The organism is Streptomyces sp. MBT65 (assembly GCF_016612545.1).
GTDB lineage: Bacteria > Actinomycetota > Actinomycetes > Streptomycetales > Streptomycetaceae > Streptomyces.
On sequence record NZ_JAENRY010000298.1, the window covers coordinates 1 to 11,395 of the forward strand.

The following is an 11,395-nucleotide window of genomic DNA, read 5'->3' on the forward strand; positions in this document are numbered from 1 at the left end:
CGGTTCCGGTCGGAACGCCCCAGGGGTCTTTCGGGTCTCACCCCACTCGTACCCGGCTCTCCGGCAGCAGATGCCCGGCGACGAGTGCGTCGCGGACCAGGCCCGCGTACACCGTGGCACCGTGCGCGGAGGTGTGCGTGTTGTCCTTCTTCTCGTTGTAGAGATAGATCGCCTTGGAGCCTTCCACTCCCAGCGACTCCACCAGCGCCTTGGTCTGCGCCGTGAGATCGATCAGCGTTACTTCCTCGGCGGCGGCGACCGAGCGGACCACGCCCGGCAGATCCACGCCGAGTCCGTTCACGAGTAGCGCGGTGCCGTTGTTCAAGGTGCCGTCGGCATTGAACCAGCGTCGGACGATCGGTGTCACGAGTACCGGCCGGCCTCCCATGTCCCGTATACCCCCGACGAGCGTTTCCAAGTTCGCGCGGTACGTCGCCTCGTCGGTCGTCTTGTCGTTGTGGGCGAGCTGGACGAGCACGAGGTCACCGGGGTGGATCAGCGGCTGAACCGTCCCCCACAGCAAGGGATTCTCCAAGTAGGTGACCGTACTCTCCCCGGAATCCGCGTAGTTGGCGACCGACACGCCCTTCTTCAGGAACTGTGGGAGCTGTTGACCCCAGCCCGAGTAAGGGTCGCCCGGTTGGTCGCATACCGTGGAGTCGCCGATCAGGATGATCTGGTGGGGGTGGCGTGCGGGGGTGACCCTGATGTCGGCGAGTGCGGGTGCGGTGCCGCCGAGGGTGAGGTCGAGGCCGGGGGTCCCGTCGGGGCCGGTGGGTTCGCCCTCGGGGGTGCGGACGTTGACGGTGAAGCCGCGGGTCACGGTCTGTCCGGCGGCCGTGGCCGTCTCGGGGAGCAGGGAGCGCCGGGTCTCGCCGGTGACGGACGTACTCGCCGCGCTCTCGCCGCCGAGGCGGACGGTGACGTCGTAGGTGCCGGGCGGGACGTCGAAGTGGCAGGCGGTCGCGGTGCAGTCGGCGATGCCCGGCGGGGGTGTGCGGTCGTGGGCCCGGGCGGGTGCGGCCGACAGGGCGGTGGTCAGGGTCAACGCGGCCAGCAGGGCGATGTTGAAACGTCTCATCCGTGGCTCCTCCGTCCGACGACAAGGCCTGGCGGTGGACCGTACCGCTACGGACAAGCGCTTTCTAGACCCACGACGGATTTCACATCACTGCCAACTCCAAGGCTGCGAAAGCCCTTTCGCGAAATCGATTCAACTGCCACCCTCCAAAGCACCCGCACCCCCACCTCCCGAAGGAGGCACCCCCATGTCCGGTTCTGTGAACAGACCGGTTCGCCGCCGCACCTTCGTCCTCGGCACGGCGGCCGCCGCCGGTACGGCGGCGCTCGCCGGGACCGCGTCCGCCGCGACTTTCGGCTACTCCGACGACGGCTCGAACTACGTCGTCGACACCGGCGCCAATCTCGTCCTCAAGGTCAGCAAGACGAACGGCGACCTGACCTCGCTGGTCTACAAGGGCACCGAGTACCAGGGCTACGGCGGCAAGAACTCGCACGTCGAGTCCGGCCTCGGCACCTCCACCGTGACGATCGCCCAGTCCGGCACGACGATCCTGATCTCCGTCGCGTACGGCACGCTGAAGCACTACTACGCGGCCCGCAGCGGCGAGAACAACGTCTACCTGTGGACCAACAAGGCCGACGACTCCGTCAGCGCGACCCGCTACATCGTGCGCGTGAAGGCCGGTCTGTTCCTCAACGACGAGCCGGATTCCTACACTTACGCCCCGACCACCATCGAGTCCGCCGACGTCTTCGCGAAGTCCGACGGCCAGACCCGCTCCAAGCACTACTCGAAGAACCGGGTCGTCGACTACGACTACATCGGCTGGACCACCGGCGGCGTCGGCCTGTGGGTCGTGCGCAGCAACCACGAGAAGGCGTCCGGCGGACCCTTCTACCGCTCCCTGCTGCGCCACCAGAGCGCGGACGGCGGCGGGTTGTACGANCCAACCTGACCACCTCGTGGGCCGATTCGCTCGGCATCTCCGGGTACACGGCCGCGAGCGGCCGGGGCCGGGTGGCCGGCGTGGGCATCACCGGGCGGGACACGGCGTACGCGTACACGGTCGGGCTCGCCAACTCGGCGGCCCAGTACTGGGGTTCGGCACGGGCCTCGGACGGCTACTTCTCGATCACCGGGATCCTGCCGGGGACGTACACGCTGACGGTCTTCAAGGGTGAACTCGCCGTCTACACCGGATCGGTGGCGGTCACGGCGGGCGGCACGACGACGCTTAACAGCATCGCGATCCCGTCCTCGAACGATCCGTCCAACGCGAGCGCGATCTGGCGGATCGGCAACTGGGACGGCACGCCGAGCGGGTTCAAGAACGCGGACCTGATGACGTACGCGCATCCCTCGGACGTCCGGGCCGCGTCCTGGACCGGCAATGTCGTCATCGGCAGCGGGACGGAGACCTCGGCGTTCCCCTGCTACCTCTGGAAGGACGTCAACAGCGGCCTGATCGTGTACTTCAAGCTGACGGCCGCTCAGCTCGCCGCCGCGCACACCCTGCGCATCGGTGTGACCACGGCCTACGCGAACGGCCGGCCGCAGGTCGTCGTCAACGACACCTGGACCTCGGCCGTTCCCTCGCCGCCCACCCAGCCGAGCACGCGGTCGCTGACCGTGGGCTCGTACCGGGGCAACAACAACACGTTCACGTACAGCGTTCCGGCGTCCGCCTGGCTGACGGACGCGAGCGCGTACAACACGCTGAAGATCTATGTGGCGAGCGGTTCGGGGTCGACGTCGTTCCTGAGCGCCGGCACGTCCATCGACGCGATCGACCTGCTCGCCTAGAGGCGGCAACTTCCTGGCGGGGGACGGCGACTTGTAGGCATGACTGAGCCGAACACGCACCGCCGCTCCCCCGCCCGGCGTCTGACCGCCGCCGTGGCGACCGGTACCGCGGCCGCCCTCGGGCTGGTCGCGGTGTCGCTGGTGACCCAGGCGCGGGCCGCCACCGTCATCACCGTCGCCAAGGACGGTTCGGGCCGCTTCACGACCGTGCAGGCCGCCGTGAACGCGGCGGCCGCCGGCGACACGATCTCGGTGGCGAAGGGCACGTACGCCGAGATCGTCAACGTCCCTTCCGGGAAAACGGGGTTGACCATCCAGGGCGCCACCGGCAACGCCGAGGACGTCGTCATCACCTATGACCGGGCCGCCGGTTACACCGACGCGAGCGGCAACAAGTACGGGACGCTGGGCAGTTCGGTGGCGACCTTCTCGGCGAGCGGTCTCACCGTCACCGGGATCACCGTCCAGAACACCTTCGACAAGACGGCCCATCCCGACATCACGGACACGCAGGCCGTCGCGATCACCGCGCAGGGCGACCGGCAGACGTTCACGAACGACCGGTTCATCAGCCGTCAGGACACGGTCCTCAACTGGTCGCCGTCGTCGACCGGCCAGTACCGGCAGTACTTCTACTCGTCGTTCATCTCCGGCGACGTGGACTTCGTCTTCGGCAACGCGACCGCCGTCTACGACCGGGTCACCATCCAACTGCGCAACTCGGGCGCGGCGGCGGGCGGTCTCAACGGCTTCCTGTCGGCGCCCAACACCAGCTCCGCGAAGACGTACGGCATCCTCGTCACCGGCAGCTCGATCACCAGCTCGGCGGCGGCCAACACGTACTACCTGGGCCGCCCGTGGCATCCGACGGCGGACGCGGTCGGCCAACTGGTCGTCCGCCAGACCTCGTTGCCCGCCGCCGTGAAGGTCGCCGGGCCCTGGACGGACATGAGCGGCTACTCGTGGAAGAACGCCCGCTTCTTCGAGTACAAGAACACCGGCGCGGGCGCGACGGTGAACTCCAACCGCCCGCAGCTCACCGACTCCCAGGCCGCGAACTACACGGCCCAGAAGTATCTGGCGGGCACGGACGGCTGGAATCCGGTCCGGTAACGGGGCCGTCAACTACCGCGCGTCCACTGCTGGTTGGTCGCGCCACTGCACGTGTAGGTGATGATCGCGGCGGAGTTGGCGGTGGACGCGCCGTTCACGTCCAGGCACTCGCCGCTGGTCCTGGCCTTGACGAGGACGTAGCTGCCGGACGCGGTCAGGCTCCACTGCTGGGCGGTGGCGCCGGTGCAGTTCTCCTGGGTGACGTTCGTCGCGTTCTCCTGAAGGCACAACGAGCTGCCCCGGCCCATGAGTTCGTAGTAGCCGGTGCCGAGGTCCTTGAACCACCACTTCTGGTTGGTGCCGCTGTTGCAGGTGTACTGGCTGATGGCGATGCCCTGCCACAAGGACTGGTTCGGTACGTCCGCGCACTTGCTGCTGTTGCGGGCGATGAGCGTGTTGTACGTCGCGCTCGTCCCGGTGACGGTGCCGGCGGTCGTGTCGATGGACACCTCCGGGTACCAGGACGCCATGGACATCGAGGTGGTGGTGGGGAAGGTCAACGGCAGCCACACGTAACGGGAGTCGTTGACGGTGCCGCCGAAGGAGTTGCCCCAGCGGTCGCCCATGTAGAGGTACGAGGTGCCCGAAGTCCCCGTGATCGGGAGGACGTAGGCGGTCTGCGAGTTGTACGTGGTCGAGTCGCCGACATTGGTGAAGGCCGTCCAGGGGCCGGTGATGCTGGTGGCGGTGGCGTACTGCTGCTGGTTGGCGCTCCAGCCGGTGGCGCCCGAAGTCAGCATGAAGTAGACGCCGTTGCGCTTGAACAGGGCCGGTGCCTCGCGGTGTCCGCCGACCCAGGGGTTGGCGACCAGGCTGTCGATGGCGGTGTAGTCGGCGGTGAGCCTGTAGATGTGCAGGTCGTAGTTCTCGTTGGCGGCGGAGACCATGTAGGCGGTGCCGTCGGTGTCGACGAAGGTCGTGATGTCCCGGGACATGTTGTCGCCGAGCGGCTGGAAGCTGCCCTGGTAGGTGTAACTGCCGTCCACGGTCGAGGAGACGGCGACGGCGGCCTTCGCCTCGCTGTAGTCGACGCCGTTCTCCTTGTGCATCCACATCACGAACTGGCCGGTGGACGCGTTGTAGATGACCTTCGGCCGCTCGATGTAGGCGGTGCCCAGCTCGGAGGCGCTGGACTGGGTCAGGACGTGGTTGCGGAACTCCCAGTTCTTCAGGTCGGTGGAGCGGTAGGCGTCCACGTACTTGAAGGTGTTGTCGGAGTTGCGGTCCTCGCCGAACCAGTAGTAGTAGCTGCCGACCTTGATCACCCCGCCGCCGTGCGCGTGCACGGCGTTGCCCGAAGTGTCGGTGAACTGCGTGCCGTTGGTGATGGTCTGGGCCGCCGCCTGGGCCGGTCCTGCGGTCACCAGTGCGGCGGCGAGCACGCAGCACAGGGCGACGAGGATTGCGTACACACGTCTCATCTGACGCCTCTCGAAGGTGGGGGGACAACAAGGCAGGAAACAGTGGGGGGTTCGAGGTACGACTCAGGGAATGGTTCGGGATCTCGTACGTCATCTGGCATGACGAACGCCGAAAAGGTAAGGGTGTGTTACGGGAAGGTCAACGGGTCGCGCGTGACAAAGATGGACGCGAGATTTCTGTTATCGCCGTCGCCGACGCCCGTCTCCAGTGACGTGCGCAGCCATACCCACAAGACAGCAGCCGCCGTAGGCGCCCTCGCGACCGTCGCCCTCCTGGCCGGCGCTCCCCCGGCCTCGGCCGCCGGTACCCGTGACGCGACCGCCGATGTCCTCGCCGACCGCGATGTCACGCTCACCGGCGACACGGTGGTCACCGTGCCGGCCGGGACGACGACGTACGACGGGGTGTTCCGCGGCCGGGGGACGCTGACCGTGCGCGGCGGCGGCACGCTGATCCTGACCAAGGACAGCGACTTCACGCTCCCGACGGCCCGGCAACGGCAGAAGGTGACCACCCAGGGCGGCAACCACCCGTACACGACCGTCAGCAACCCGGACCCGCCCGCGATCACGGTCGAGCGCGGTACAACTCTCCAGTACGGCACGGGTGGTGGCACCGGCCTGATCGGCCACTTCCCCTACGGCACACCCGGCTACCAGCTCAACGAGTTGAACGTCCGGGTCGACGGCACCCTGCGCCTCTCCCTGACCCGCACCTTCAACATCGGCACCATCAGCGGCTCGGGCCTGGTCACCCAGCCCCGAAACATGTGGGGAACGCTCGACCTCGCCGGAACTCACCCTTTCTCAGGGGTGATTGACAACGGCACGGGCATGGCGGTCGGCCGCCCCGAGTACCCCGTGGCACTCCCCAACGCCCGCGCGATCCTCAACCAGGGCTCCTGGATCATCGACACCCCGCTGTACCGGACGATCACCCTGCGCCAGAACTTCTACCAGCGGGAGTACGGCAGCGACGTCAACGTGCACTCCCGCCCGGGCAGCAAGGTCGTCCTCACGGGCCAGTACAGCTACAGCGACCAGGGCGGCGACACGAACCCGTCGCTCAGCGACCCCGACCTCAACTGGCGTGCGATCCCGCACCAGTTGAACAAGCGCGGCACCAACATCGAGGGCGCGGACGTCCAGTGGGGCGACGGCACCACCCACCGCATCTTCATGCCGGGCACCAAGGACACCGTCTACATCAACCTGCATGCCGCGAGCGGGGTACGGTCCCGGCTGACCTTCGACTACGACGGCCCGGTCACCCTGGGTGCGCCGATCGGCGGCGGCAGGTACCACGACACGCTGGCCGCGCCCGGCGCCGGTGACATCGTCGTCGCGGGGACACGCGGCAACGACGTGACCTTCGCGGCGCCGCAGTACTACGACGGGTCGACGACCGTGGAGAAGGGGGCGGTGCTGCGGCTGGGCACCGGGAAGGCGGGCGGCGACGGCAGGTTGCTGACCGGCACGGAGGTGCGGCGGATCGTCGACGACGGGACCCTTGTCCTGCGGAACGTGTCACTTCCCGCGAAACTGTCACACCTCTCCGGGAACGGGTCCCTGGTCCAGGCCGGCGCCGCGACGACGACGCTCACCGGTACGGCGGTGACGTACACGGGGACGACGACGGTCTCGAAGGGCACGCTGGCGCTCCGCTCGGGGGCAACTCTCGCCCGCAGCAGGGCGATCCGGCTCACCTCGGCGGGCGCGCGGCTGGACGTGGGGACGGCGGGCCTGCGTGTGGCGAATGATCTAACCGGTGTGGGCACGGTGAAGGGTTCGGTGACGAACGACGGCTTGGTGACGACCGGGCTCACCGTGACCGGGAACTACACGCAGAGCGCGAAGGGCGAACTGGTCCTGGGCGCCAAGCCGTTGAAGGTGGCGGGCAAGGTCGCCCTGGCCGGCGACCTGGACCTCTCGGCCGCAGGGACACACCCCGCGCGAACGGTGACGATCCTCGATCACACGGGCAACGCCCCAACGACCGGCACTTTCAAGGGACTTCGCGAGGGCGGCAAGCTGAAGCTCGCCGACATGACGTACCGCATCAGCTACCGGGGCGGCGACGGCAACGACGTCGTCCTGACCGCCGTCACCGCGAGCAGCTCCTCCCCCAGGGTCCGCACCGAGTCGTCGTCAGGAGCCACGACGGTAACCGAGGCCCGCACAGCGAACACCGCGCGCGGCGACGGCTTCGGCTGGTGGCCGTACGCACTCGGACTCGGCCTGCTGGGCGGCCTGCTGGTCCCGGCGACCGCGCGGACCCGGGGCGGTGGCAAGCGCCGGGGTGGCAGGCACGCGTCGTAGGGGCTGGCGGCCGCTACGCCTCGTAGGTCCGCGCCGGGCAGCTCGACAGCCGGGACGAACACGTCTTGGTTCGCGCCGACTGTCGGGCAAGCCGGCAACACCCCGATGGTCCACATTCCGGGCATACTGTTCGACAGCTGGACACAGCCCCGGCTCCCCGGCCGTATCGACTAGCGTCGAGGCATGACCAGCGACACCTCCGCCCCCCTCACCGACGCCCTCGCCGCCGGGACGCTCGTCCTGGACGGGGGGCTGTCCAACCAGCTCGGAGCGGCCGGGCACGATCTGAGCGACGAGCTGTGGTCGGCGCGGCTGCTCGCGGACGAGCCCGGGGCGATCACCGAGGCGCATCTCGCGTACTACGAGGCGGGCGCCGATGTCGCGATCACCTCCAGCTACCAGGCCACGATCGAGGGCTTCGCGAAGCGCGGGGTCGAGCGGGAGAAGGCGAGTGAACTCATCGGCCTCAGCGTGGAGTTGGCGCTGGACGCGGCGGTGGAGACCTGGCGGCGGGGTGTGAAGCGGCCGCTGTATGTAGCCGCCTCGGTCGGGCCGTATGGCGCGATGCTCGCGGACGGCTCCGAGTACCGGGGCCGGTACGGGCTGAGCGTGGCCGAGCTGGAGGCCTTCCACCGGCCCCGCATCGAGGCGTTGGACGCCGTCGGGCCGGATGTGCTGGCCCTGGAGACGATCCCGGACACCGTCGAGGCCGAGGCGCTGCTGCGGGCGGTGCGCGGACTGCGGACGCCGGCCTGGCTGTCGTACTCGATCGCCGGTGACCGCACCCGTGCGGGGCAGCCGCTGGAGGAGGCGTTCGCCCTGGCCGCCGACGCGGACGAGATCATCGCGGTCGGCGTCAACTGCTGTGCCCCCGAGGACGTCGAGGGCGCGGTCGAGATCGCGGCCCGGGTGACGGGAAAACCCGTCGTCGTCTATCCCAACAGCGGCGAGGTCTGGGACGCCGAGGCCCGTGCGTGGACGGGCCGGTCCACCTTCACCACCGAACAGGTCGCGAGCTGGCGGGCGGCCGGCGCGCGGCTGATCGGCGGGTGCTGCCGGGTGGGGCCCGGGGCGATCACATCGATCCGGCAGGCCCTCACACCGTCATGATCGAGTTCCGGACGACCACGTGGGTGCCCAACAGCAGGTGCTCGTCCGGGGACTCCGCTGTGCGGCCCAGCGCGGTGCGTACCGCGAGGCGGCCCAACTCCTCGTAGGGGACATGGACCGTGGTCAGCGCCGGGTGCAGGTCGCGGGCGAAGGGGATGTCGTCGTATCCGGCCAGGGAGACATCGCCGGGGACGTCCAGACCCGCCTCGTGCAGCGCGGTGAGCGCTCCCGCCGCGACCATATCGGTGGCGGCGACCACGGCCGTGAACTCCAGTTTCCGGCTGAGCGCCTGGCGCATCAGACGGTGGCCCGAGTCGCGGGTGAAGTCGCCGTGGAGCAGGAGTTCAGGGTCGGGTTCGAGGCCGCGGGCGCGGTGTGCGGCGAGGTATCCGCGTTCGCGGCCCTGCGCGGTCGCGTGGTCCGGCTTGCCGCCGAGGAACAGGACGCGGTGGTGGCCCTGGGCCAGAACGTGCGCGACGAGGGCGTAGGCGCCGCCCTCGTTGTCGTACTCGATGACCGTGACCGGTGCGCCCGGGCCGAGGGGCGGGCGCCCGCAGAGCACGAGCCGGGAGCCGGCCGCCGCGAGCGAGTCGGCGATACGGCGGGTGCGCTCGCGGTACTCGGGGGTGTCGGCGGTGCCGCCGACGAGGATCACGGCGGCGGTGCGCTGGGCGCGCATGGTCTCGATGAAGTCCAGTTCGCGCTGGACGTCGCCCTCCGTGCTGCACACCAGACAGAGATGGCCCAGCCGGGTCGCCTCACGCTCCACACCGTGCGCCATCAGCGCGAACGACGGTCCCGTGATGTCCTCCAGGACGAAGGCGAGGGTCGGTGTCCCGACGCCCGCCACGGCCTTGGCGCGGGCGTCGGCGACGTAGTCCAGTTCGCGTACGGCCCGCAGCACGCGCGTGCGGGTCGCCGTGCTCACCGGGTACTCGCCGCCGAGCACCCGCGACACCGTGGACGCGGAGACCCCGGCGCGGGCCGCCACGTCCCGGATGGTGCTCCCGTTCGCGTCCTGGCTCTTCCTGGTCATGTACCGCCTCGCCCCTCCCCGGCCTGTGGCAACACTTCCGGCAACCGGTTCCCCGCACGGAGGGTAGCAGCGGGCGACGGTCGGGAGGAGGGGCGTGCGTCGGCCAATTCGCCTACGTCAGCGCGGCAGTTGACGGGGACCGGCGTTGGGCAACCGGTTTCCGTCCCGTGCCCGGGCAATCACGACGACCGGCGCACGTCCCCGGTCCGCCGCAGCCGTCGTACGACCGAACGCAGTTCGGTGGCGCTGCGCGCGGGCGGGCGCTCGACCGGAACCGGCGCTTCCGTGGTCTCGGTGTCGGCCGCCCACAGGGCGAACTCGGGGTCGCGCGGGCCGTTCGCCACGTAGGGGGCGCCTTCGCCGAAGATCCGTACGGGATGAGTGTCGTCCCAGGTCTGCCAGCCGGGTTCGCCGTCCACGGCGAACCGCACCCAGGCGCCGTGCATGGCGTCGGCGAGTTCCTGGGGCGCGCCCTCGCCCGCGAGTTTCGCGGACTCGGGGATGTCGCCCGTGTCGAAGACGAAGCCGAGTTCCAGGGCGTGGCAGGAGCCGAGGTCGGGGAGGTTGGACGGCCAGGCGAACTCGTACACGTGGGCGGTTCCCGGGCGGGCCTCGGCGAGGCGGTGCAGCGGGTAGCGGAGCAGGTGGTCGGTGACGAGCTGGCCGACGGTCTCGGCCGTGCCGGCGTCGGGGTGCAGGGTGCGGTAGCCGCGCGGGACCTCGACGCCGCAGTGGCAGCGGGCCATCGCACCGGCCAGGGCGACCGCGCCGAGCCGGTCGACCCGCTCGTGCAGGCCGCCGGGGACCAGCCACAGCCGGTATTCGTCGCGGGTCCAGCCCAGCATCAGGTCGACGCCCCGGCCGACCTCGCCGTCGACGAGCGCCTCCAGCGGATCGCGCGGCACGAGATCGCCGTCGATGACGATCCCGAACGTGGGTCCGCCGAGCACCGGGCTGCTGAGTCGGCCCACGTCGGCCTGGGTGCGCAGCAGCAGTTCGCGGTCGACGGCGGCGAAGGCCTCGGCGGTGGCGGGGATCTTCAGCCGGGTCGCCATCCGGCGCACCATCCGCCGTACCTTGTCGCGGTCGAAGGCCTCCGGCGGCCCGCTCTGGAGTACGGCTCGCCGCACCAGCCCCTGGGCCTGCGGGGCGGCGAGCCGTACGCCGGCGCGCTGCCCTGGTGGCGCGAGTCGATCGCGGAGTTCGGCGTCGGGCTGCTCGCGCAGGCCGGGGTTGGCGGGGGCGTCCGGGAAGAGGCCGTAACCCTCCACACCCAGGCGGTAGTTGACCGAGACGAACACGACGCCGTCGCGGGCGAAGGCACGTCCGTCGTAGACGGGGACGGCCGACGAGCCCCGGGTGAGCGCGCCCCCGTGCAGCCACACCATCACCGGCAGCCGGGCGCCCGGACCGGGTTCCGGGGTCCACACGTTGAGGTTGAGACAGTCGTCGCCGGGCACGACGGGGTCGGAGAGCAGTTTGGCGAAGCCCTCGGAGTACGGCGGTTTCGGCGGGGTCGGGCCGAAGTCGAGCGCGTCGCGCACCCCGGTCCACGGCTCGGGCGGGACG

7 protein-coding genes and 1 pseudogene are annotated in these 11,395 nt (G+C 69.8%); 4 read left to right on the forward strand and 4 right to left on the reverse strand.

Annotated elements, in window-relative coordinates; translation table 11 throughout:
• Positions 1-37: 37 nt before the first annotated feature.
• On the reverse strand, positions 38-1,081 hold the full coding sequence (locus tag JHN63_RS41525) for a rhamnogalacturonan acetylesterase (RefSeq protein ID WP_200690309.1): 1,044 nt from the start codon (positions 1,079-1,081) through the stop codon (positions 38-40).
• Positions 1,082-1,268: 187 nt separating this feature from the next.
• Between JHN63_RS41525 and JHN63_RS41530 the strand changes: the two are divergent.
• Both JHN63_RS41530 and JHN63_RS41535 read left to right on the forward strand, forming a co-directional pair.
• Positions 1,269-2,827: pseudogene (locus tag JHN63_RS41530) on the forward strand (rhamnogalacturonan lyase B N-terminal domain-containing protein).
• 39 nt (positions 2,828-2,866) lie between these two features.
• Positions 2,867-3,940: a pectinesterase family protein gene (locus JHN63_RS41535; protein ID WP_234478468.1), complete on the forward strand. Its 1,074-nt coding sequence runs from the start codon at positions 2,867-2,869 to the stop codon at positions 3,938-3,940.
• A gap of 8 nt (positions 3,941-3,948) precedes the next feature.
• On the opposite strand, the gene JHN63_RS41540 is transcribed toward JHN63_RS41535, so the two are convergent.
• A complete protein-coding gene (locus JHN63_RS41540) occupies positions 3,949-5,361 on the reverse strand; it encodes an RICIN domain-containing protein (RefSeq protein ID WP_200690310.1) in 1,413 nt (470 codons plus the stop codon).
• Positions 5,362-5,574: 213 nt separating this feature from the next.
• Here JHN63_RS41540 and JHN63_RS41545 point away from each other — a divergent pair, with 213 nt between their 5' ends.
• On the forward strand, positions 5,575-7,680 hold the full coding sequence (locus JHN63_RS41545; protein WP_200690311.1) for an autotransporter: 2,106 nt from the start codon (positions 5,575-5,577) through the stop codon (positions 7,678-7,680).
• A 183-nt stretch (positions 7,681-7,863) separates the two neighbouring features.
• Positions 7,864-8,790, forward strand: coding sequence for a homocysteine S-methyltransferase (mmuM, locus tag JHN63_RS41550; RefSeq protein WP_200690312.1), 927 nt, complete (start codon positions 7,864-7,866; stop codon positions 8,788-8,790).
• On the opposite strand, the gene JHN63_RS41555 is transcribed toward mmuM, so the two are convergent.
• Together JHN63_RS41555 and JHN63_RS41560 are read right to left on the reverse strand one after the other, a co-directional pair.
• Positions 8,777-9,826, reverse strand: coding sequence for a LacI family DNA-binding transcriptional regulator (locus JHN63_RS41555; RefSeq protein ID WP_200690313.1), 1,050 nt, complete (start codon positions 9,824-9,826; stop codon positions 8,777-8,779). The genes mmuM and JHN63_RS41555 overlap by 14 nt on opposite strands.
• A 179-nt stretch (positions 9,827-10,005) precedes the next feature.
• The coding region (locus JHN63_RS41560; protein ID WP_200690314.1) for a carboxylesterase family protein at positions 10,006-11,395 on the reverse strand (1,390 nt) is incomplete at its 5' end.